A 23388-nucleotide genomic window follows, 5' to 3' on the forward strand; every position below is an offset into this window, starting at 1 on the left:
GGCGGGGCCGTGAAGGGCCAAGCCCGGACGAAGTCGGCGGGACGTGGGCGGAGCGGACACGAACTACCGGGGTGGAAGTCCGCGGGCCGCGAACGGGCAGGGCCCGAACGGCGCCGCGGGAGTCGGCCGGCTGTGGACGGATGCGGCGCGAACGGGCGGTCGGGGAGTCAACCGGCCTTGAAACTGCCGGAGCGGCAGGCCGTTGGGCGCGAACGGACGGGGCGGGAGCGGCCGGGGTGGGAGTCGGGCGGGCGGGGCGGGAGCGGTTGGTCGTGCGGCAGGACGGGACGGTGATTGGCCCGGGGCACGGCCGTGTGGGCAGGATGTAGGCGGCTCGCGTTCCGTTGCCGACCTCGCGGACGGGCCGACGGGGGCGGATACCGGCTTCGGCGCGCGCGATTAGGCTGGGCGCCGGCGTGGCGCGGTGGGACGCCAGACCAGTGTTCGACAGATCAGGAGGACCAGTGAGCGGCGATCGGAACGAGAGGCGCGGCGGGACGTGGGACGTCCCGACGGACGATCAGTCCGACGCGGAGCCCGAACTGACGGGCGAGTTCACCATCGACTACACCCCACCGGCCTGGTACACGCAGGGCGCGGTACCGGCGGCCAATCCGATCCCGGAGCTGCCCCAGGGCAGCGGCTTCGAGCCCCACCGGCCGTCGGACCCGGCGACCCCTCCGCCAATGCGAACGGCTCCTCCGGCACCGCGCTCGGCATCTGACGGAACGACGCCGTACGCGGGCACCCCTGAGGCTCCGGCCGCACCGGTCACGGACGCCCCGACCGGCACCCCGTACTCCCCGGCAACGCCCTACGCGGCTGACGCTCCGGCCGCACCGGTCGCGGACGTCCCGACCAGCACCCCTTACACCCCGGCAGCGCCCTACGCGGCCGCCCCGGCCGCCCCGCACGCGTCGACGCCGGGCAGTGCGGGGAGCGCCACCACGCCGTCCCCGGAGCCCGCGTACCCCGGCGTGTCCTCCGACGCGCCGTACGCGCAGGACCCGGCCGGTCCGGCGGGGACCGGGCAGCACACTGCGCCCGCGCAGGCGCCCCTCAGCGACCCGTACGCGCCCGCGCCACCCGGCACGGAGCACGCCGCCACGCCCCCGCAGCCGAGCACCGCTCAGCCCGCGCCCGCGAGCGACCCGTACGCGCCCGTACCCGTACCCGCACCGACCGGTGCGGACAGCGCTCCCCCGGCCCAGCACCACGCAGCGCACCCGACCGGCACGGAGCACGCCGCCACGCCCCCGCAGCCGAGCACCGCTCAGCCCGCGCCCGCGAGCGACCCGTACGCGCCCGTACCCGTACCCGCACCGACCGGTGCGGAGGGCGGCGTCGCGGCCGGCGTCGCCCCGCCGCGGTTCCCGAGCGCACCGCCGGTCGACGTGGTGCCGGCTCCGGTCCTCCTGGTGGCGCCGCCCTCGGCCCCGGAGCAGCCGAGCGGCCTCCAGGCCGACGCGGCCCTGGGCACCGGCCACCCCGGCGAAGCCCCGGCCGAACCGGCACACGCCGTCGCCGCTTCCCTCGGGCAGGACTCCGCCTACCCGGCCCCGGCCCCGGCCCCGTCCACCCCCGGCACCGGCCACCCCGGCGAGACCCCGGCCGAACCGGCACGCGCGGTCGCCGCCCCCCACGGGCCCGACTCCGCCCACCCCGGCGCCGGTCCCCTCGGTGCCGGACCCGCCGCTGCCCCGCGTACGCCCACTCCTCCCGAGGGGACGGTCATTCCGGCGCCGCGCGCGGAGGACACGTTCGGGGGATCCGCCGGCCCGGTCGCGGAGCCCGGAGGCGAACTGGCGCCGCTGCCGTTCGGGTTCCCCCCGTCCGCGACCCCCCAGGCCGGGTACGGGTTCCCGCCGCCCGCGCAGCAGTACGCGCCGCAGCCCCCGCAGCCCGACGACGGGTACCCGGTCTCCCCGCCCGCTCCGCCCGCTCCGCCCGCGCAGCAGTACGCCGATCCCCGCACCGGCGGCCAGTGGGCGCAGGGACCCCAGGGGCCGCACGGGCACGACCCCCGTTACCCCGCCGCCCAGTCCGCCGGAGGCAACGGCGGCGCCCCGCTCGGCTACACCGCCGCCGTAGAGCTGTCCTCCGACCGCCTGCTCCGCGGCAAGCAGAAGCCGAAGAGCGGCAACAACGCCTCCGCCGGCAGCCGCTTCCGCTTCGGCGGCAAGGCGGCCGAAGCGGAGCGCCTGCGCAAGCTGGAGCTGATCCGCACGCCGGTCATGTCCTGCTACCGCATCGCCGTCATCAGCCTGAAGGGCGGCGTCGGCAAGACCACGACCACCACCGCCCTCGGCGCCACCCTCGCCACCGAGCGCCAGGACAAGATCCTGGCCATCGACGCGAACCCCGACGCCGGAACCCTCGGTCGCCGCGTGCGCCGCGAGACCGGGGCCACGATCCGGGACCTGGTCCAGGCGATCCCGTACCTGAACTCGTACATGGACATCCGGCGGTTCACCTCCCAGGCCCCCTCCGGTCTGGAGATCATCGCCAACGACGTGGACCCGGCCGTCTCGACGACCTTCAACGACGAGGACTACCGCCGCGTCATAGAGACGCTGGGCCGTCAGTACCCGATCATCCTCACCGACTCGGGCACCGGCCTCCTCTACTCCGCGATGCGCGGCGTCCTGGACCTGGCCGATCAGCTGATCATCATCTCGACGCCGTCCGTGGACGGCGCGAGCAGCGCCAGCACCACCCTCGACTGGCTCTCCGCGCACGGGTACGCCGACCTCGTCTCGCGCTCCCTCACCGTGATCTCAGGGGTCCGCGAGACCGCCAAGATGATCAAGGTGGAGGACATCGTGCGGCACTTCGAGACCCGCTGCCGCGGTGTCGTCGTGGTCCCGTTCGACGACCACCTGGCGGCCGGCGCCGAGGTCGACCTCGACCTCCTGCGGCCCAAGACGCGCGAGGCCTACTTCAACCTCTCCGCCCTGGTCGCCGAGGACTTCGTCCGCGCCCAGCAGCAGGTCCCGCAGAACCACTGGGGCCAGCAGCCCCCGCCCCAGCAGCACCTCCAGCCCGGCCAGCACCCGCAGCACCCCGGCCAGCCCGGCGCGCCCGCCCCGCAGTACAGCCAGCCCCCGCAGCCGTACGCCCAGCAGCCCTACCCGACCCCCGGCCAGCCCTGGCAGCAGCAACCCCCGCAGGCGCCTCAGACACCGCAGGCACCGCAGCAGCACCCGCAGCAGCCCGGCCCGCCGCCGCGCGACCCGCGCCTCGGCTGACGGAGCCCCCGCACGCACGAAGGGCCCGTACCGCTCTGGAATCCAGACCGGTACGGGCCCTCGCGCACACCGCGGGGCGGCAGGCTCAGAGCGCGGCGGCGTCCGCGTCGTAGGACTCCGTCAGCACCCGCGCCCGCTTCACGTCGTCGGCGATCGCCTCCAACAGCCCGTCCAGCGACTCGAACTTCGCCATCCCCCGCACGTAGGCGAGGAAGTCGACGGTCACGTGCATGCCGTAGAGGTCCAGCCCGACCCGGTCGATGGCGTACGCCTCCACGGTCCGCTCGGTCGCGTCGAACTGCAGGTTCGTCCCCACCGAGATCGCCGCCGGCATCCGCTCGCCGTCCGCCGTCAGCCAGCCCGCGTACACCCCGTCGGCCGGGATCGCGGTGTGCGGCTGCGTCTCGACGTTCGCCGTCGGGTAGCCGAGCTCGCGCCCGCGCTGCGCACCGCGCACCACGACGCCCTCGACCCGGTGCGGGCGCCCCAGGATCTCGGCCGCGCCGTCCATGTCGCCCTCCGCCACCAGCCTGCGCGCGAGCGTGGAGGAGAACGGCACGCCGCCGCCCGCCTCGCCGCGCTCCACCAGGTCGACGACCTCGACCTCGTAGTCGTAGGTGGTGCCCAACTGCCGCAGGAACTCGACGTTTCCGGCGGCCTTGTGGCCGAAGCGGAAGTTCGGGCCCTCGATCACCGCACACGCGTGCAGCTTGTCGACGAGCACCTTCACGATGAAGTCGGCCGGGGACAGCTGCGAGAACTCCGCCGTGAAGGGCAGGATCAGCAGCGCGTCCACGCCCAGTGCCGCCATCAGCTCGGCGCGCCGGTCGTACGGGGCCAGGATCGGCGGGTGGCTGCCGGGGCGGACGACCTCGCTCGGGTGCGGGCTGAAGGTGACGACGACGGAGGGGACGCCGAGCTCGCGGGCCCTGGCCACGGCCCGTCCGATGATCAGCTGATGACCCCGGTGGACGCCGTCGTAGGAGCCGATGGTGACGACGCCGCGTCCCCAGTCCTGGGGGATGTCCTCCAAGCCACGCCAGCGCTGCACTGTGACCGCTCCTCGCCCGAACCCTGTAGGCCCTGTACCGATTGCCGATTGCAGGTCTAAGACTGCCATGCCGGTGGCCGGTGCCCATCATCGGCGTCGGCCGCGCCGCACGCGCTGTGACCGAGGGTCTCCACGCTCCGGCGCGCGCTCGGCCCCAGCAGCGCCGCCGCCTCCTGCGGCGCCCGTGCCAGCCAGCGGGCCACGAGCGCGCCGAAGGCCGGTTCGGCCCGCGCCAGCTCGACCGTGCGCCGTTCGAAGACCGCCGGCCCGCCCGGTGCCCGCAGCAGCTGCCGGCCGGTACGCCTCAGCAGCTCCCGCGTACGGTCCTGCGCACCGGCGGCGTCACCGGCCGCCCCCGCCGCGAGCGCGCCGAGGAAGGCGTCGAGCACCGCCGGGTCGAGCTCCTCGCCGAGCAGTACGCCGGCCAGCTCGCCCCGGAGCGTGTACGAGGGCTCGGTACCCGGCGCGGCCAGTACGGCGGCCAGCGCCGCCCGCACCTGCGGCGGGCCGGAGCCCAGCAGTTCCAGGACGAGCGGGCGGAGCACGGGGGCGGCGGCCAGGCCCTGTTCGAGCCGCCGGTCCACGAACTCGGCGGCGTGCGCGGCGTCCTGCGGGTGCCGAGCCAGGTGGTCCCGTACGAGGTCGGCCGCGCGGCGCGCCAGACCCGGCGTCGTCAGCGCGGCCAGCGCGCGCACCACCTCCCCGTCGGCCCGCTCCCGCAGGGCGGCGAACACCGCGTCCGGGTCGGGCAGCACGGGCAGCGCCGCGACCAGCGCGGAGGCGGGCAGCCGCGTACCGCTTCCGGGGTCGAGGAAGCAGGCGAGGGCGTCGGGGAGGTAGCGGGCCCGCACCTGGGGGTCGCGGAGCAGGATCCCCAGGGCACTGCCGTGCAGGGAGGCGTCGCCGGGGCGGGCGAGCAGCGCCTGCGCGGCGTAGCGCAGCAGCTCGCGGTCGGCGGGGGTCCGCACGTGCGGAGCGGTGACCGGCCCGTACGCGGCGGCCGCGACCCGGCGGGAGGGCCGCTCGTCGTGCGCCCAGCGGTCCACGGCCCGGCAGAGCGCGGAGGGCTCGTCCTCGGCGAGCACGGCGAGCAGCTCGTCGCCACGGGGGTGCGCGGCGGCGACCAGCGCCTCGGTGAGGTCGTCGACGGCCAACCGCCGATGGGTGTGGAGCAGCGCCTGTGCGGCGGTGGCGACGGTGGCCCCGGGCCGCCCGAGCAGCCGCCGCTCATCGCCGAACCAGCCGCAGAGCAGCGGCTGCACCTGCCGCGGCGCCCGGACCAGCCGCCGGGCGGCGGCATCGAGGTACCGGTGATCACGGGGAACCAGCCGCCGCAGCAGATCGAAGCGGTCCTCCTCGGCCAACCGGAGCCGGTTCCAGAACCACCCCCCGAACTCGCCCTCACCCGACCGGGGCGGCCGGCCGGCTCCCGGGGTCCCGGCCGGGACGGCTCCCGCCCAGCCCGTCGTGGCGGCGGGACCGGTGTCCCCCAGCGCCCCCGCGTACGCGGCGGAGCCGGCCGGGCTCGGGCGCTCCGGCGCCCCGACCGCTCGCGGACCGTCCGCCGGGGCCGGTGGCCGCGGTCGGCCGGGCCGCGCCAGGTGCCCGGCGAGGGCGTGCAGGACCGGGAGGTACGGGGTGGCGTCGGGCAAGCACAGGAGGGTCTCCCGAACCAGCCGGGCGGCCCACCAGCGGGCTTCGGGGCCGGGGTCGGCGCCACAGGCACGCGCGCGGGGGCTGCCGTTGCCGCGGTCACCGCCACCCTCACGGGCGCGGTCGCGGTCGCCACCCCGGGCACGTGCACCGCTACCGCCAGCGCCAGCGCCAGCGCCACGGTCACGGTCACGGTCACGGCCGCCGTCGCGGTAGGCACGGTCACCGTCGCGGGCGCTGCCGGTGTCACGATCACCGCCACCAACGCGGTCGCGCGCGTGGCGAGGGCGAGCACGGTCGCCGTCGCGGTCACCGTCGCGGGCGCTGCTGGTGTCGCGGTCACCGGCACCGTCGCGGGCGTGGCGAGCACGGTCGCCGTCGCGGGCCCCGCCACGGGCACGGGCACCACCACCGTCGCCGGCGCTGCCGGTGTCGGTGTCGCCGGCGCTGCCGGTGTCGGTGTCGCCGGCGCTGCCGGTGTCGGTGTCGCCGGCGCTGCCGGTGTCGGTGTCGCCGGCGCTGCCGGTGTTGCCGGTGTTGCGGTCACCGTCACCACCGCGGGCGCGGTCACGGGCGCGGTCGCCACCACGGGCATGTGCACCGTCACGGGCACGGTCGCCATCACCGGCACCGTCGCGGTCACGGTCGCCGTCACCGTCGCGGTCACGGTCGTAGTCGTAGTCGTAGTCGTAGTCGTAGTCGTAGTCGCGGTCACGGTCGCAGTCGCGGTCGCAGGCGCAGGCGCTGTCCCCGGCGCGGCCGGACTCACGGTCGCAGCCGGAGGCGCGGGCACGGTCCCCGTCACGGGCGCGGCCGGTGTCGCGGTCCCCGTTGCCGTCGCCGTCGCCGTCGCCGTCGCCGTCGAGCAGGGTCACCAGCCGCGCCAGTGTCGCTTCCCGCTCGGCGGGCGGAAGGAGGCGCAGGGCCTCCTGCACGGGCCCGATGCGGTGGCGGGGGACGTCCCGGCCCAGGGTGTCCAGGGCGGCTGGGAGGTCAAGGTGCGCGGCCTGGACCCAGTCGGAGAGTTCCTCGTGCGCGAAGCGGTAGCCCTCGCCGGCGGGCACCAGCAGCCCCTCGGTGAGCACGGCGGAGGCCCAGCCGGTGCGCCACGGGAACAGTTCCTCGAAGGAGGCCCGGTCCAGCTGCCCCTGCCCCGGCCCCAGACACCGCCGCGCGGCCTCGTGCACCCGCCCGGCCACGCGCGCGGCCAGCCTCCCGGCCCCGGGGCCGTGCACCCCGGCCTGCTCCTCCCCGCCCGCGCGGCCCGGCTCCGCAGCCCCGGAAGGTCTGCCGGGCTGCGGGAACGCGGCGGACACCCGGACGGCCACCCGCAGGCACAGCAGGTCCAGGTGTGCGGCGAAGACCTCGTCACGGGACGGACGGCCGGCGCTGACCCCGGCGGCGCGGACGTCCGCGAGCAGCCGCAGCGTGAGCGGGTGCCGGGCATCGGCTCCCGCGACCGCGTCGGCCGGAATCCCGAGGCGGCCGCGGACGAGTTCCGCCTCGTCCGGGGTGAGATCACCGATCGGGAGGGCGGGCGGCAGCCGCCGGGCCGGCCGGGCCGGGGTGTGGAGCATGCGCGGCGGGTACAGCCTCCCGGCCTGCTCCCAGTGTTCGGGCCGGGCGGCCACGACCAGCCGGGCGCCGGTCGCGTCCAGCCACGCGGCGGTGGCTCCGGTCCACGGCCCGAGCCGGTGCGCGAGCCGCGGCGGCATCTCCTCCGGCCCGTCCAGGACGACGAGGAGCGCCCGCCCGGCCGAAGCCACGACCGAGGCCAGACCCGAGGCCGAAACCCGGGCCGGGGGCGCCCCCGGAACCGCCCCCGGGACGGCGCCCGAGGCCCCGGCCGGAGGCCACGCCGGCGCTGCTCCCGCGACCCCCGCCGGGGTCACCCCCCGGACAGCTCCCACGCCCCCGCCCGAGGACCACGCCGAGCCCCCTCCCGAGACAGCCCCCGCACCCCCGGCCGGGGTCGGCTCCGGGACGGCTCCCCCGACCCCGGCCGAGCTCGACCCCGGGACAGCTCCGACCGCCCCGGCTCCCGGCACCTCCAGGATCCGTCCCGCCTCCGCCAGTGCCCGCGTCACCGCGTCGGCCAGCGAGGTGTCGTCGGCCCGCAGGTCGGCGCCGCGCAGCCAGAGCGTCGGGGCCGGCCGCGGACCACGGGCCCGCCGGACCGCCAGGGCGGCGAGTGCAGCCGTACGCCCGGTACCGGGCCGCCCGACCAGTGCCAGAACCCGCCCGCCACCGGCACCGGCGGCGCCGCCGGAGGCAGCCGCATCGGCGGCACCAAAGACGCCGCCACCGGCAGAAGCCGAGCCACAGGCCGTGCCAGAGGCGGAGCCACAGGCGACACCGGAACCACAGCCACAGGCCGAGGCGCCGCCAACGGCACGACCCGCGGCACAGGAGGCATCGACGGCAAAGGCCAAGCCAGTGACGCAGGCGCAGGCGGCACCGGAAGCACAGCCACAGGCCGGGATGACGCCACAACCGCAACCAACGCCGGAGGCACAGACCGAGCCGGGGGCGTTGGCGGAGACGGAGCCACTTACGGCCCCGAAGACAGCATCAGAGGCCGAGGCAAGACCCGAGCCACAGCCACAGGCCGAGGCCACTCCGGAGCCACAGGAGGCATCGGCAGCAACGACCGAGGCAGGGCCACTGGCCGAGGCAGAGCCACAGGCTCCGCCGGAGACATCGGCAGAGACCGAGGCGACGCCGGAACCGCAGCCACAGGCCGAGGCGACGCCGGAGCCAAAGCCAGAGGCCGAGGCCACTCCGGAGCCACAAGCCGAGGCCGTGGCGGAGCCACAAGCCGGGCCGCCGTCGAAGGCGCAGCCCGTGGCGAAGGCCGAGGCGGTGCCGACACCGACACCGAGACCCGCAGCGGCACCGGTACAGGCACAAGCGCCCGCAGCGGCACCCGCACCAGCCCCCGCACCCACCACGCCCCCACCCGCAAAAGCGTCCAGTTCCGCCGCGATCGCGGGCCTGTCCACCGGCTCCGGGTCCCGTGCCGCGAGGGCCGTGCCCAGGGTGGTGCCCGTGAGCTGGAGGGCTCCGGCGAGGTTCAGGTCGGGGCCGTAGCCCGGCACGGTGGCGGCGTTGCGTTCCAGCAGCTCGGCGAGCGGCCCGCCCGGATCGGCGGCGGCCGCCGACGCGAGGGGTACCGCGAAGCCTCCGGAGCGGTGCTCCGCCTGCAGAGCGGTGCCCAGAACCGCGAGCACCGCTCCGGTTCCCGCGTCCAGCACCGGGCCCCCGCACGCCTCGCCGCCCAGCCTCAGCGCGTCCTGGCCATCGGTCCCGATGGCCAGCTCCAGCGCCGCCGGGAGCAGGTGGAAGCGGTCCGTCGCCGTGTACGTGGCCTCGGCCCCGCCCAGCACCCGCGCCTGCCGCCATCCCCGCGCGGCCAGCCGTACGTACGTCCCCGGAGCGATCACCCCGCGCGGCGCGACCGGCAGCGGCCGGACCCCGAGCCCGTCGCTCCGTACGAGCGCCAGTCCCAGCTCCGGCAGGGCCGTCACGTCCGAGACCCCCGCCAGCCAGGTCCGCCCTCCCGACGGCGGCCCGTGCAGGACCACCCGGGCCAGTCCGTCCACGGCCTCGTGGCTGGTCACCACCGTCCCGCGGTCGTCCGCGACGAAGCCGCTCCCCCGCGGCCGCCCGGCGAGATCGAAGATCCTGATCAGTTCCGCCGTCACCGCACCACTCCCCGCCGCGCGCGCCCCGTATGGACGACGGTAGGCAGGTGAAGATCAGCGGGAAAAGCACGCGAGGCGAAAGCGCCCCCTTTCGCTCCCTCCATTCACTCCGAGCGCCTGCTCGGACGGGTGAATAAAGGGGTCCGGGTGGATAGAGACCTACCCGAGGGGGGTCGTGGAGCGGTGAGCAGCAGTCGATGTGCGCTCACCGCTCCACGTCGGTCGTCGGTCGTCGGTCGACCGTCAGCCGTCGGTCAGACGAAGACCGCCAGCGACTTCGCCTTGCCGCCCTTGCTCTCCACGAGCCCGAGCAGCTGACCGCCCGGCCCGTAGACCGCCACCGCCTTGCCGGGCTCGTACTCCTCCGGCATGTCCAGGCGTACGCCGTTCGCCAGCAGCGACGCCCGCCGGGCGTCCAGCTCCCAGCGCGGGAACGCGGCGGCCGCCGCGTCGCCGATCGGCATGACGGTCAGCTCCTCCTGGAGCTGGTCGAGCGTGCGCGCCCGGTCGATCTTGTACGGGCCCACCCGGGTGCGCCGGAGCGCCGTGAGGTGCCCGCCGACGCCGAGGTCGGCGCCCAGGTCACGGGCGAGCGCGCGGATGTAGGTCCCGCTGGAGCAGACGACGGAGACGATGAGGTCGACGACCTTGGTGCCGTCCTCGGCCTCCGCCTCGCGCATGTCGTACACCTGGAACGAGGAGACGGTCACCGGCCGGGCCGGGATCTCGAACTCCTCGCCGTCGCGGGCGCGCTTGTAGGAGCGCACGCCCTTGATCTTGATGGCGCTGACCTTGGACGGGACCTGCATGATGTCGCCGGACAGCTTGGCGATGCCCTCGTCCACGGCCTCCCGGGTGACCCCGGCGGCGTCGGCCGAGGAGATGATCTCGCCCTCGGCGTCGTCGGTCAGGGTGTTCTGGCCCAGGCGGATGGTGCCGAGGTACTCCTTCTCCGTGAGCGCGAGGTGGCCGAGGAGCTTGGTGGCCTTCTCGACGCCCAGGACCAGCACGCCCGTCGCCATCGGGTCGAGCGTGCCGGCGTGGCCGACGCGGCGGGTCTTGGCGATCCCCCGCATCTTGGCGACCACGTCGTGCGAAGTGAAGCCGGACGGCTTGTCGACGATGACCAGGCCGTCCGGCGTCTTCCCTGCGTTGGTGCTCATTCCGCGGCTGCGTCCTCGTCGGAGTCGTCGTCCTCGTCCGGCTTCTTGTACGGGTCGGCGTCGCCGGCGTACTGGGCGCCGGAGGACACCTCACGGACCTGGGCGTCGGAGGTGCGCGCCTTTTCGAGGAGGTCCTCGATGGTCTTCGCGTTCTCCGGGAGGGCGTCCGCCACGAAGGTCAGGGTGGGCGTGAACTTGGTGCCCGCCGCCCGGCCGACCGCGGAGCGCAGTACGCCCTTGGCGCTCTCCAGGCCCGCCGCCGCACTGGCCCGGTCCTCGTCGTCGCCGTAGACCGTGTAGAAGACCGTGGCCTCCCGCAGATCGCCGGTCACCCGGGTGTCCGTGATGGTCACGTGCGTACCGAGGCGGGGGTCCTTGACACCGCGCTGCAGCTTCTCGGCCACCACCTCCCGGATGAGGTCCGCCAGCTTCTTCGCCCGCGCATTGTCGGCCACTGGTGCGTCTCCTTCTTCGTCTTGCAGTCAGTCTTCATCACCGTGGAGCCGCCGTCGTACCGACAGCAGCTCCACTTCCGGACGTGCCGCGACCAGCCGCTCGCAGCGGTCCAGTACATCCGAGAGGAACCCCGTGTCCCCACTCACCAGAGCGACCCCTATACGGGCCCTGCGGTGCAGGTCCTGGTCGCCCACTTCGGCCGCGCTCACAGAGAACTTGCGCTGGAGCTCGGCCACGATGGGCCGGACGACGGAGCGTTTCTCCTTCAGCGAGTGAACATCGCCGAGGAGCAGATCGAAGGACAGAGTCCCCACGTACATGCAGTTCCGGATATCCCGCCGGTGCGGGTTCGGTGGCCTGCCGGCCGTCGCGCGGCAGGGTCATCAGAACCGTACACGCAACGGCCGGGGCCGATCGACGGATATTCCGCCGACCGGCCCCGGTGTTACAGCTGCCTACGACACGGTGCGAACCGCCTCGCGCTTACGCGCGGGGCTTCTCGCGCATCTCGTACGTCGCGATGACGTCGTCGATCTTGATGTCGTTGTAGGAACCGAGGTTGATACCGCCCTCGAAGCCTTCGCGGATCTCGGTGACGTCGTCCTTGAAGCGGCGCAGACCGGAGATGGTGAGGCTCTCGGCGATGACCTTGCCATCGCGCAGGAGCCGCGCCTTGGTGTTGCGCTTGACCTCGCCGGAGCGGATGAGAACACCCGCGATGTTGCCCAGCTTGGACGAGCGGAAGACCTCGCGGACCTCCGCCGTACCGAGCTCGACCTCTTCGTACTCCGGCTTGAGGAGACCCTTCAGGGCCGCCTCGATCTCCTCGATGGCCTGGTAGATCACCGAGTAGTAGCGGACGTCGACGCCCTCGCGGTCCGCCATCTGCGCGGCACGGCCGGCCGCACGGACGTTGTAACCGATGACGATGGCGTCGGAGCCCATCGCCAGCGAGATGTCGGACTCGGTGACCGCACCCACACCACGGTGCAGGACGCGGATGTCGACCTCTTCGCCGACGTCGAGCTGGAGCAGCGAGGACTCGAGGGCCTCCACCGCACCGGACGCGTCGCCCTTGATGATGAGGTTGAGTTCCTGGACGAGACCGGCCTTGAGGACCGAGTCGAGGTCTTCCAGGGACACCCGGCGGACGCGCTTGGCGAAGTTGGCGTTGCGCTCACGCGCAGCACGCTTCTCGGCGATCTGACGGGCGGTGCGGTCCTCGTCGACGACGAGGAAGTTGTCGCCGGCGCCGGGGACGTTGGTGAGACCCAGGACCAGGACGGGGGTCGACGGACCCGCTTCCTCGACGTTGTTGCCCTTGTCGTCGAGCATGGCGCGCACTCGGCCGTAGGCGTCGCCCACGACCATCGTGTCGCCGACGCGGAGGGTACCGCGCTGGACGAGGACGGTGGCAACGGCACCGCGGCCGCGGTCGAGGTGGGACTCGATCGCAATACCCTGAGCGTCCTGCTCCGGGTTGGCGCGCAGGTCGAGCGAGGCGTCGGCGGTGAGGACGACGGCCTCGAGCAGGGAGTCGATGTGCAGACCCTGCTTGGCGGAGATGTCGACGAACATCGTGTCGCCGCCGTACTCCTCGGCGACCAGACCGAACTCGGTGAGCTGACCGCGCACCTTGACCGGGTCGGCACCCTCGACGTCGATCTTGTTGACCGCGACGACGATCGGGACGCCGGCGGCCTTGGCGTGGTTGAGCGCCTCGATCGTCTGCGGCATCACGCCGTCGTTGGCCGCGACCACGAGGATCGCGATGTCGGTCGACTTGGCACCACGGGCACGCATGGCGGTGAACGCCTCGTGACCGGGGGTGTCGATGAAGGTGATCTTGCGCTCTTCACCGTTGACCTCGGTACCGACCTGGTACGCACCGATGTGCTGCGTGATGCCACCGGCCTCGCCCGCAACGACGTTCGTCTTGCGGATGGCGTCGAGCAGTCGGGTCTTACCGTGGTCGACGTGACCCATGACGGTCACGACCGGCGGACGCGGCATGAGGAATTCCTCGCCGCCCTCGTCCTCGCCGAACTCGATGTCGAAGCCCTCGAGGAGCTCGCGGTCCTCTTCCTCCGGGCTGACGATCTGAACGACGTAGTTCATCTCGCCGGCCAGCATTTCGAGGGTCTCGTCGGAGACGGACTGCGTGGCAGTGACCATCTCGCCGAGGTTCATCATCACGGCGACGAGCGACGCCGGGTTGGCGTTGATCTTCTCCGCGAAGTCGGTGAGGGACGCACCGCGCGACAGGCGAACGGTCTCGCCGTGGCCGCGGGGCAGCATCACGCCGCCGACCGACGGGGCCTGCATGGCCTCGTACTCCTGGCGACGCTGGCGCTTGGACTTGCGACCACGACGGGCCGGACCACCCGGACGGCCGAAGGCACCCTGCGTGCCACCACGGGCACCGGGACCACCGGGACGCCCGCCGAAGCCGGGACGACCGCCGCCGCCGGCACCAGCCGGACCGCCGCCGAAGCCGCCACCACCGGGACGGGGACCGCCGAAGCCGCCACCGCCGCCGGGACGCGAGCCCGGACCGGCCGGACGACCGGCGAAGCCGCCGCCCGCGGGACGACCGGCGCCACCGGCACCGCCGGGACGGGGACCGCCCGCACCGGGACCGCGGCCACCGGGGCCACCACCGGGACGGGGACCGGGACCACCGGCAGCGGGACGCTGCGGCATCATGCCCGGGTTCGGACGGTTACCACCGGGGGCACCACCCGGACGCGGGGCGCCGCCCTGCGGACGGGGCATGCCGCCGGGGGTCGGGCGACCGGCGCCCTGGCCCTGCGGACGCGGGGCGCCGCCGGGGCCGCCCTGCGGACGGGGAGCGCCACCCTGGCGGTCACCGGCGCCGGGGGCACCGGGACGGGGAGCGCCGGCCGGACGGGGCGCCTGCGGGCGCGCCATGCCGGTGGAGCCACCAGAGGTGAACGGGTTGTTGCCCGGACGGGGACCGGCCGGACGGGCGCCCTGGGGACGCGGAGCCTGGGCACCGGGACCTGCGGGACGCTCGGCACGCGCCGGAGCGGCACCGGCCGGACGCGGGGCGCCGGGACGGGCGCCGGCCTGGCCGCCCTGACCCTGCGCCGGACGCTGCTGCGCCGGACGGGGGCCGGGGGTGGCGCCGGGACCGGCGGGACGCTCGGTGCGCGCCGGGGCAGCGGCGGCCGGAGCCGCCGGAGGCGCGGAGAACTCGGTCGCCACGGGAGCCGCCGGAGCGGGCTTCGGGGCGGCCGGAGCCTTGGGGCCGGGACGCGGGCCACCTGCGGCGGGGGCCGGGGTCACCGGGGCGGGCGCAACGGCGGCCGGGGCCTCCGCGACGACCGGCTTGGGGGCCGGGGCGCCGGGCTTCGGCGCCGCGGGACGTGCACCCGGGGTGGGAGCCCCGGGCTTGGCGGGGGCGGCCTTGCGGGGCTCGCCCGGCTTCGCAGCGGGCTTGCCGGCGTTGCCGCCCGGCCCCTGCAATGCATCGGTCAACTTGCGTACAACCGGCGCCTCGATCGTCGAGGACGCCGAACGGACGAACTCACCGAGTTCCTGGAGCTTGGCCATGACGACCTTGCTCTCAACTCCGAACTCCTTGGCGAGTTCGTATACCCGGACCTTAGCCACTTCGCTCCTTTTAGGTCCGGGTTACGCCGGACCGTCTCTACTTCATGCTCGTACTCATCGCGTACTCATCGAGGGGTGCTCATCGCAATCTCGACCTACTTCCAACTCGCGAGGTACCTGACCGCACGGTGATCCGTGCCGTACTACTTGCTTACGGTGTCGCCCCGGCCTCATCGGCCACGGCGTTGCGCAGTCCTGCCGTGTCGAGCGGCCCTGCGGACCTGAAGGCCCGGGGGAACGCCCTGCGGCGGACCGCCTGGTCGAGGCAGACCACGGCGGGGTGCACGTAGGCACCCCGGCCGGGCAGCGTACCGCGAGGATCGGAGACGCATTGGTCACCGATCGCCACGATGCGCAGCAGATCGCTCTTGGCCGCTCGCTCCCGACACCCCACACAGGTGCGTTCGGGGCATGCGCGGGCTTGCGTCCGGCCAGACACGCTTAAGTCTACCTCCCCGCACCGACCTCACCCCTTCGGGCGAAAAATCGAACGGATGTTGTCGTGATCCTCGACGCCGGGCCCCGCCGCCGAAACCTCGGCGGCGGGCAGTCACGAACGTCGGATCAAGTCTTCATGTTTCCTGTCTACCGCCCGGACAGCTCCGGGCGATACCGGTTTTATTCCCCGCGCCGGTCGTCGCGACGGTCGTCACGGCGATCTTCGCGACGGTCATCGCGCCGGTCGTCACCGCGGTCGTCACGGCGCTCGCCGCGGCCCTGGTCGTCGCCGTCCGACGGCTGCTCGGTGTCGGGACGGATGTCGATGCGCCAGCCGGTGAGGCGCGCGGCGAGGCGGGCGTTCTGGCCCTCCTTGCCGATGGCCAGCGACAGCTGGTAGTCGGGCACGGTGACCCGCGCGGAGCGGGTGTCCCAGTCGACGACCTCGACCTTGCTCACCCGGGCGGGTGACAGGGCGTTCGCGACCATCTCCGCCGGGTCGTCCGACCAGTCGACGATGTCGATCTTCTCACCGTGCAGTTCGGCCATCACGTTGCGCACGCGGCTGCCCATCGGGCCGATGCAGGCGCCCTTCGGGTTGAGGCCGGAGCGGGTGGACCGTACGGCGATCTTGGTGCGGTGACCGGCCTCACGGGCGATCGCGCAGATCTCGACGCTGCCGTCGGCGATCTCCGGGACCTCCAGCGCGAACAGCTTCTTCACCAGGTTCGGGTGGGTGCGCGACAGCGTCACGGACGGACCGCGGACGCCCTTCGCCACCCGCACGACGTACGCCTTGATGCGCAGTCCGTGCGTGTACTCCTCACCGGGCACCTGCTCCTGCACCGGCAGGATGGCTTCCAGCTTGCCGATGTCGATGAGGACGTTCTTCGGGTCCTTGCCCTGCTGCACCACGCCGGTGATGACATCACCCTCGCGGCCCAGGAACTCGCCGAAGGTCAGGTCGTCCTCGGCGTCGCGCAGACGCTGGAGGATCACCTGCTTGGCGGTCGTCGCGGCGATGCGGCCGAAGTCCGACGGGGTGTCGTCGAACTCCTTGGCCTCCTGGCCCTCTTCCAGGTCCCTCGGGTCCTCGGTCGCCCACACGATCACGTGACCGTTGGTGCGGTCGAGCACGACGCGTGCGCGCCGGAAGCTTCCCTCGGTGCGGTGGTACGCGATGAGGAGGGCCGACTCGATCGCTTCGACGAGCAGGTCGAAGGAAATCTCCTTCTCCCGGACCAGACCCCGTAGGGCACTCATGTCGATGTCCACGACTACGCCTCCTCTTCCTTCTTGTCCTTGCGGTTGAACTCGATCTCGACACGCGCCTTGGCGATGTCGGTGAAAGCGATGCGGCGGGCGGTCGCCTTGCGGCCCTTCACGCCCGGGACTTCCAGGTCCATGCCCTCGTCGTCGACGTCGAGGATGCGGGCGATCAGTTCCCCGCCGTCCGACGTCTGGAACTTCACGAGGCGGCCGATCGCCCGGATGTAGTGACGGTGCTCGGTCAGCGGGCGGTCAGCGCCCGGCGAGCTCACCTCGAGGACGTACTCGTCCTCGCCCATCGTGTCGGTCTCGTCCAGCAGGTCCGAGACCTCACGGCTCAGCTCGGCGCACGCGTCCAGCTCCACGCCGTCCTCGGAGTCCACGACGATGCGCAGCATCCGGCGCTTGCCCGCCTTGGACGTCTCGATCTCCTCGAGGTCCAGGCCCTTGGCGGCGACGAGCGGCTCCAGCAATGCGCGCAGCCTGTCGCTCTGGGTGGTGCTCATCCGGGTGACTCCTCGGCCGCGTGTGCTGTTGTGGTTTCCGTCGTGCGTCAGGTCAAAGGGTATCCGGTCGCGGGGGGTGTTGCCGTCCGCGCTGTGGACAGGGCCCCGGGTACCGTGATCACACCCTGCCCGACATCACCCCGAGGACGTCTCCGTGCCCACGATCCTGCCGTCGCGAAGAAGCCTGCTCGCCGGTGCCGCGGGCATCGCCGGCGCCGCGCTGCTCAGCGGTTGCTCCGACGGGAGCTCGCCCGCCGCTGACCCTGAGATTCCACTCGATCGGCGGATGCGCGAGACGGCCGTTCGTGAGAGCGAGCGGCTGCTGGAACGTTACGACGCCACGGCCGCCGCCCATCCGGCCCTGGCGGAGCGCCTCGCGCCGTTGCGCGCCTCGGTCGCGGCCCACACGGCGGCCCTGGCCGGCGAGCGGGCCCCCGCTCCGTCCCGGTCCGCCCCCCGGCCGGCCGCGCCCTCCCCGTCCGGCTCCGCGGCGGCCGCCGCGCCCCCCGCCCCCAGCGCCGATCCGGTGTCCCCGAAGCCCGACGAGGCGCTGACCGCCCTCGCGGACGCCGAGCGGAGCCTGGCCGAGGCCCGGACGATCTCCCTGGCGGGTGCCCCCGGGGAGCTGGCCCGGATGCTGGCCTCGGTGGCCGCCTGCGGACACGTACACGCGTACCTGCTGACCTCGACCCCCGGAGCCTCCTCGTGACCCCCGAACCGTCCTCCGCCGGCCGGATCCTGGAGGCCGCGCAGTCCGCGCTCGCCGCCGAGCACGCGGCCGCGTACGGCTACGGCGTGATCGGCGCCCGGGCCTCGGCCGCCCGTTCCGCCGAGGCCCGCGAGGCGTACGCCGGCCACCTCGCGCGCCGTGACGCGCTCGCCCGCACCGTGCGTGACCTGGGCGGTTCCCCCCGCCCTTCGGAGGCCGCGTACACCCTGCCGTTCGCCGTGCGCACGCCCACCGACGCCGAGCGGCTGGCCGCCGGGATCGAGGACCGGGTGGCCGGCGCGTACTCCGATCTGGTGCGCGCCGCCGAGGGGCAGCTGCGCCGCGAGGCGGCCGACGCGCTGAGCGGCGCGGCCGTGCGCGCGGCACGCTGGCGTGGTGTCGGCGTAGCCTTCCCAGGGCTCACGGAACGCGCGGACGCACCGCGGAACTAGCGCGCAAGCATGCGCGACGAGTCCGGGTACAGCTGAAAGGGACCACGCACGCATGGCTTTCGAACCGCCGCAGCGGCTCGTACGGGCGCTCGGCGAGATGCCGGAACCGGCGCACGTCTCCGACTGGCTGGGGCAGCTGCCCCGGCTGGCGGAGAGTGCGCTGGCACGGCGTGAGGTACAGGCGCAGCGGGTGCAGGCCCCCGGTGGCCGCACCAGTCTGGTCGTCCTCGTCCGGTACGCCGACGGGACCCCGGCCGCGCTGAAGCTGGCCCCGCCGGCGGTCAGGCCCGACCGGGAGCTGGCCGCGCTGGCGCACTGGGGCGGGTTCGGGGCGGTACGGGTCCTCGACACGCGCCATCACGAGGAGGACGGGGCGCTGCTGCTGGAGCGGCTGCACCCCGAGGTGTCGCTGCGCTCGCTGCCGGAGGCGAAGGCGCTGCTGGAGGCCTGCGGGACGCTGCGCAGGCTCTGGGTGGCCCCGCCGGCCGGGCACGGCTGGGAGACGGTCGCCGAGCGGACGGCCGGGCAGGCCGAGGAGCTCCGCAAGGCTCCCCCGGAGGCGGCGGAGCTGGCCTCGGCGGCGCTCGCGGCCCGCGAGGAGCTGACGGCCGCGCCGGCCGAGGAGCTGCTGCTGCACGGGAACTTCCGGCAGGGCAAGGTGCTGGCCGGCGAGCGGGCTCCGTGGCTGGCGGTGGGCCCGGACCCGATGGTGGGTGAGCGGGCGTACGACCTGGCGCGCCTGGTGCGGGACCGGCTGGAGGACCAGATGGCCTCCTCGGCGGGGGCCTCCGGGGCCCGGCGCCGGGTGAACAAGCTGGCCGACGCGCTGGAGGTGGACCGGGACCGGCTGCGGGGCTGGACGCTGTTCCGCGCGGTCGAGTCGGGCAACCGGGCGCTGGCCGCCGGACGGCGGCGCGACGCGGAGCTGCTGCTGGAGTTCGCGGGCTGGTTGTAGGGCGGGGCGCGGGGCATACCGTAAGGGGGAAGGTGTGCCCGGCAGGAGGCCGTCATGGTCCAGGAACTGCTGACAGCGGGGATCGCCGCGAGCGTCGGTGCCGTGGTCTGGATGGGGGCCGCCGCCCGGGTGGTGAAACAGTACGAGCGGGGTCTGGTCTTCCGCTTCGGCAGGCTGCGCGAGAGCGTCCGCGGTCCCGGCTTCACGATGATCGTCCCGGGTGTCGACCGGCTCCGCAAGGTGAACATGCAGATCGTGACGATGCCGGTGCCGGCCCAGGAGGGCATCACGCGGGACAACGTCACCGTGCGGGTGGACGCGGTCGTGTACTTCAAGGTGGTCGACCCGGCCAACGCGGTCGTGGCGGTGGAGGACTACCGCTTCGCCGTCTCGCAGATGGCGCAGACCTCCTTGCGGTCGATCATCGGCAAATCGGACCTGGACGACCTGCTGTCCAACCGGGAGATGCTCAACCAGGGCCTGGAGCTGATGATCGACAGCCCGGCGGTGGGGTGGGGCGTCCAGATCGACCGGGTGGAGATCAAGGACGTGTCCCTGCCGGAGACGATGAAGCGGTCGATGGCCCGGCAGGCGGAGGCCGACCGGGAGCGCCGGGCGCGGGTGATCAACGCGGATGCGGAGCTCCAGGCTTCGCACAAGCTGGCGGAGGCGGCGGCGGTGATGTCTGATCAGCCGGCGGCGCTGCAGCTGCGTCTGCTCCAGACGGTGGTGGCCGTGGCCGCGGAGAAGAACTCCACGCTGGTGCTCCCGTTCCCGGTGGAACTCCTCCGCTTCCTGGAACGTGCGGCCCCGGCCCCGGGCTCTGCCCCGTCCCCGGCGGCGCCGGGCGCAGCCCTGGCCGTCGCACCGGGCGGAGCCCGGGCCCCCGCGGTATCGGGCGGAGCCCCGGCCCCGGCAGCTGTGCCGGGCGGAGCTCCCTCCACGGCGCCGGCCGCCGTGCCAGGCGGGGATCCGGCTCCCGCGGTATCGGGCGGAGCCCCGGCCCCGGCAGCTGTGCCGGGCGGAGCTCCCTCCACGGCGCCGGCCGCCGTGCCAGGCGGAGGTCCGGCTCCCGCGGTATCGGGCGGAGCCCCGGCCCCGGCGGCTGTGCCGGGCGGAGCTCCCTCCACGGCGCCGCCCGCCGTGCCAGGCGGGGATCCGGCTCCCGCCGTATCGGGCGGAGCCCCGGCCCCGGCCGCCGCTGTTCCGGGTGGGGCCCCGGCTCCCCAGGCCGTCGGCGGGCCGGCTGCCCCGGAGCTCCCGGCCATCGGCCCGGCCGCGGACGGGTCGCCGCCGGACGAGCCGCCGGGGTAGCCGCTGCGCGGGCGGAGTCCCCTACCCGCCCTTCGCCCGTTCCCCGGGCTGCGCCCGGACCCCTCCTGGGGCTCCGCCCCAGACCCCGCTCCTCAAACGCCGGAGGGGCTGGATATTCCGAACCGCAGCCGTCACGGGCTGGCCGACGGCGGCCAAAATCAAGCCCCGCCGGCGATTGAGGCGATCTTCCCAGCCCGGCCGATGGTGGAGGCCACCCTTCAGCCCCGCCGATGGTTGAGGCGACCCCTCAGCCCGGCCGACGTTTGAGGCCACCCTCCAGCCCCGCCGGCGTTTGAGGCGACCCCCCAGCCCCCGCCGGCGTTTGAGGCGACCCCCCAGCCCCCGCCGGCGTTTGAGGCGACCCCCCAGCCCCCGCCGGCGTTTGAGGCCACCCTCCAGCCCCGCCGGCGCTTGAGGCGGGGGCGGGGGCCGGGCCCCGGGAGGGGTGCCGTGTGGTGGTGGCAACCGGGCCCGGCGGTGGTTGAGGGGGCCTGTTATGTCAGGCGGGTCAGGGCTTGCGCCAGGGGGAGTTCCTCGCGGGTGCCCGTGGTGCGGTTCTGGAGTTCCACCACCCCGTCCGCGGACCGGCGGCCCGCCACCAGGATCCACGGGACACCGATCAGCTCCGCGTCGGTGAGCTTCACCCCGGGTGAGAGGCCGGGCCTGTCGTCCAGGAGGACCCGGAGCCCCGCCGCGGCCAGCGCTTCGGCCGCCGACTCCGCCAGCGCCAGCGGCACCGCCTTGCCGGCCGCCACCACGTGCACGTCCGCCGGAGCCACCGCGGCGGGCCAGCACAGGCCCCGCTCGTCCGCCGTCTGTTCGGCCAGCGCCGCCACCGCCCGGGAGACCCCGATGCCGTAGGAGCCCATCGTGACCCGGACCGGCTTGCCCTGCGGGCCGAGGACGTCCAGGCCGAAGGCGTCCGCGTACTTGCGGCCCAGCTGGAAGATGTGCCCGATCTCGATCGCCCGGTCCAGGCGGAGCCCGGCTCCGCAGGACGGGCACGGGTCGCCCTCCTCGACGACCACCACGTCCAGGTACCGGTCCACCTCGAAGTCCCGCCCGCAGACCACGTTCCGGGCGTGCGTATCGGGCTTGTTGGCCCCGGTCACCCAGGAACTGCCCGGCGCGATACGGGGGTCGGCGAGGTAGCGGACCTTCTCCAGGCCCTGCGGACCCACGTAGCCGCGTACCAGATCGGGCCGGCCGGTGAAGTCCTCCGCCGTCACCAACTCCACGACGGCCGGGGCCAGATGCTCCCCGAGCTTGCCGAGGTCGACCTCGCGGTCCCCCGGTACGCCGACGGCCGTGATCTCCCCGTCCACCTTGACGAGCAGGTTCTTCAGCGTCGCCGACGCGGGGACGCCCAGGTGCGCCGCCAGGCTCTCGATGGTGGGGGTGTCGGGGGTCGGGATCTCCTCCAGCGGACCGTGCTCTCCCCCGGCCGGGGTCAGGGCGAAGGTCACCGCCTCCGTGTTCGCGGCGTAGTCGCAGGACGGGCAGTCCGCGAAGGTGTCCTCGCCCGCCGCGGCCGGTGCCAGGAACTCCTCGGACGCCGAGCCGCCCATCGCGCCGGACACCGCCGACACGATCCGGTGGTCGAGGCCGAGCCGCTCGAAGATGCGTACGTAGGCCTCGCGGTGGAGCCGGTAGGACTCGGCCAGCCCCTCGTCGGACACGTCGAAGGAGTACGAGTCCTTCATCTGGAACTCGCGGCCGCGCAGGACGCCCGAGCGGGGCCTCGCCTCGTCCCGGTACTTGGTCTGGATCTGGTACAGCATGACCGGCAGGTCCTTGTAGGACGTGCACTGGTCCTTGACCGTCAGGGTGAAGATCTCCTCGTGGGTGGGGCCGAGCAGATAGTCCGCGCCCTTGCGGTCCTTGAGCCGGAACAGCAGGTCACCGTATTCCGACCAGCGCCCGCTGATCTCGTACGGCTCCTTGGGCAGCAGCGCCGGGAGCAGCACCTCCTGCGCCCCGATCCCGTCCATCTCCTCACGGACGATGCGCGAGACGTTGTCCAGGACCCGCTTGCCGAGCGGCAGCCAGCTCCACACGCCGGCGGAGCTGCGCCGGACGTAGCCGGCCCGCACCAGGAGGCGGTGGCTGAGGGTCTCGGCGTCGGCCGGGTCCTCGCGGAGGGTCTTGGCCATGAGGCGGGACATGCGCTGCACGTGTTGCGTTGACATGACGCGAGGCTATCGGGGGCTCCGGCCGGGGCGGAAACGGTTTCAGGGCCTGCGCAGGGGCAGCGGGGCGCCCATGACGGCGTACGGGAGGCTCGCGCTCGGGAAGTGGACCTGACGGGCGAGGTCCGTGTAGCCGAGGGCGTGGTAGAGCCCCCGGGCGGGGCTGTCGATGTCGATCGCGGAGAGGATCGAGCGGGGTTCGGCGGCGGTGTCGGTGATCTTGGTGATGAGCCCGCGGCCGACGCCCTTGCCCTGGAACCCGGGGTGCACGTGGAGCTCGGTGATCACGAAGGAGCCGTCGAGCCAGCCTTCGTGACCGCCGGCCCGCAGGTAGGGCTCGACGATTCCGGACCACCAGTGCGCGCGGTCGTTGGGCATGCCGTAGACGAACCCGGCGAGCGCCCCGTCCCCGGTGAACGCGCCGAGTGCGCGGGCTCCGGCGCAGGTCATGTGGCGCTGGACGATGTAGCGCCGGATGCCGACCTCCTCCTCGCTGAGCCCGAAGGCCAGGGCCTGCACGCGCAGGGCCTCGTCGACCCGGTCGGCGAGGTCGAGGTGCCCGATCCGTAGTCCGGCGGGCCGGTCGGGGTCTTCGCCCGCGGGGGTTGGCAGCATGCGGTGACCTTACTGGCCGACCGCGCGGTC

15 protein-coding genes and 1 pseudogene are annotated in these 23388 nt (G+C 74.1%); 5 read left to right on the forward strand and 11 right to left on the reverse strand.

Features of this window, described 5'->3' with window-relative positions; genetic code table 11:
* The first annotated feature begins 464 nt into the window (after positions 1–464).
* The gene (locus tag OG904_RS06405; RefSeq protein WP_405488255.1) at positions 465–3248 is read left to right on the forward strand and encodes an SCO5717 family growth-regulating ATPase; all 2784 of its coding nucleotides are present in this window, start codon (positions 465–467) and stop codon (positions 3246–3248) included.
* An 85-nt stretch (positions 3249–3333) separates the two neighbouring features.
* On the opposite strand, the gene OG904_RS06410 is transcribed toward OG904_RS06405, so the two are convergent.
* The 9 genes from OG904_RS06410 to rimP form a co-directional block, all read right to left on the reverse strand.
* Positions 3334–4299, reverse strand: a complete 966-nt coding sequence (locus OG904_RS06410; RefSeq protein WP_405488257.1) for a bifunctional riboflavin kinase/FAD synthetase — start codon at positions 4297–4299, stop codon at positions 3334–3336.
* A 56-nt stretch (positions 4300–4355) separates the two neighbouring features.
* Complete coding sequence (locus OG904_RS06415) at positions 4356–9656, reverse strand: hypothetical protein (RefSeq protein ID WP_405488259.1); 5301 nt, start codon at positions 9654–9656, stop codon at positions 4356–4358.
* Between the two features lie 254 nt (positions 9657–9910).
* Positions 9911–10819 (reverse strand): tRNA pseudouridine(55) synthase TruB, encoded by a 909-nt coding sequence (truB, locus tag OG904_RS06420; RefSeq protein WP_405488261.1) that lies wholly within the window; start codon positions 10817–10819, stop codon positions 9911–9913.
* Complete coding sequence (gene rbfA / locus OG904_RS06425) at positions 10816–11274, reverse strand: 30S ribosome-binding factor RbfA (protein ID WP_405488263.1); 459 nt, start codon at positions 11272–11274, stop codon at positions 10816–10818. The genes truB and rbfA overlap by 4 nt, the downstream gene beginning before the upstream one ends.
* A gap of 27 nt (positions 11275–11301) precedes the next feature.
* Positions 11302–11595, reverse strand: a complete 294-nt coding sequence (locus tag OG904_RS06430) for a DUF503 domain-containing protein (RefSeq protein ID WP_030161467.1) — start codon at positions 11593–11595, stop codon at positions 11302–11304.
* A gap of 163 nt (positions 11596–11758) precedes the next feature.
* Entirely contained in the window at positions 11759–14911 is a 3153-nt protein-coding gene (gene infB / locus OG904_RS06435; protein ID WP_405488268.1) for a translation initiation factor IF-2, read from the reverse strand.
* 151 nt (positions 14912–15062) lie between these two features.
* Positions 15063–15350 (reverse strand): YlxR family protein, encoded by a 288-nt coding sequence (locus OG904_RS06440; protein WP_405488270.1) that lies wholly within the window; start codon positions 15348–15350, stop codon positions 15063–15065.
* Positions 15351–15529: 179 nt separating this feature from the next.
* On the reverse strand, positions 15530–16624 hold the full coding sequence (gene nusA, locus OG904_RS06445) for a transcription termination factor NusA (RefSeq protein WP_405488272.1): 1095 nt from the start codon (positions 16622–16624) through the stop codon (positions 15530–15532).
* A 2-nt stretch (positions 16625–16626) separates the two neighbouring features.
* On the reverse strand, positions 16627–17124 hold the full coding sequence (gene rimP / locus OG904_RS06450; RefSeq protein WP_405488274.1) for a ribosome maturation factor RimP: 498 nt from the start codon (positions 17122–17124) through the stop codon (positions 16627–16629).
* 154 nt (positions 17125–17278) lie between these two features.
* On the opposite strand from rimP, the gene OG904_RS06455 reads away from it, so the two are divergent.
* From OG904_RS06455 to OG904_RS06470, 4 genes and pseudogenes are all read left to right on the forward strand, one after another.
* Entirely contained in the window at positions 17279–17833 is a 555-nt protein-coding gene (locus OG904_RS06455) for a hypothetical protein (protein ID WP_405488276.1), read from the forward strand.
* A complete protein-coding gene (locus OG904_RS06460) occupies positions 17830–18285 on the forward strand; it encodes a ferritin-like domain-containing protein (RefSeq protein ID WP_405488278.1) in 456 nt (151 codons plus the stop codon). The genes OG904_RS06455 and OG904_RS06460 overlap by 4 nt, the downstream gene beginning before the upstream one ends.
* Before the next feature lie 52 nt (positions 18286–18337).
* Entirely contained in the window at positions 18338–19240 is a 903-nt protein-coding gene (locus OG904_RS06465) for an aminoglycoside phosphotransferase family protein (protein ID WP_405488280.1), read from the forward strand.
* A 54-nt stretch (positions 19241–19294) separates the two neighbouring features.
* Positions 19295–20407, forward strand: a pseudogene (locus OG904_RS06470) (SPFH domain-containing protein); the annotation flags it as partial.
* Between the two features lie 641 nt (positions 20408–21048).
* On the opposite strand, the gene OG904_RS06475 reads toward OG904_RS06470, so the two are convergent.
* Both OG904_RS06475 and OG904_RS06480 read right to left on the reverse strand, forming a co-directional pair.
* Entirely contained in the window at positions 21049–22743 is a 1695-nt protein-coding gene (locus OG904_RS06475; RefSeq protein WP_405488282.1) for a proline--tRNA ligase, read from the reverse strand.
* Positions 22744–22785: 42 nt separating this feature from the next.
* A complete protein-coding gene (locus OG904_RS06480; protein ID WP_405488284.1) occupies positions 22786–23358 on the reverse strand; it encodes a GNAT family N-acetyltransferase in 573 nt (190 codons plus the stop codon).
* Positions 23359–23388: the final 30 nt, after the last annotated feature.

The organism is Streptomyces sp. NBC_00096 (assembly GCF_045041305.1).
Classification (GTDB): domain Bacteria; phylum Actinomycetota; class Actinomycetes; order Streptomycetales; family Streptomycetaceae; genus Streptomyces.

Excerpts from the sequence above, each read along its gene's own strand:
- truB (WP_405488261.1), bottom strand. The coding sequence starts at position 10,819 with ATGAGCACCAACGCAGGGAAGACGCCGGACGGCCTGGTCATCGTCGAC.
- OG904_RS06430 (WP_030161467.1), bottom strand. The coding sequence starts at position 11,595 with ATGTACGTGGGGACTCTGTCCTTCGATCTGCTCCTCGGCGATGTTCAC.
- rimP (WP_405488274.1), bottom strand. The coding sequence starts at position 17,124 with ATGAGCACCACCCAGAGCGACAGGCTGCGCGCATTGCTGGAGCCGCTC.
- OG904_RS06465 (WP_405488280.1), top strand. The coding sequence starts at position 18,338 with ATGGCTTTCGAACCGCCGCAGCGGCTCGTACGGGCGCTCGGCGAGATG.
- OG904_RS06475 (WP_405488282.1), bottom strand. The coding sequence starts at position 22,743 with ATGTCAACGCAACACGTGCAGCGCATGTCCCGCCTCATGGCCAAGACC.
- OG904_RS06480 (WP_405488284.1), bottom strand. The coding sequence starts at position 23,358 with ATGCTGCCAACCCCCGCGGGCGAAGACCCCGACCGGCCCGCCGGACTA.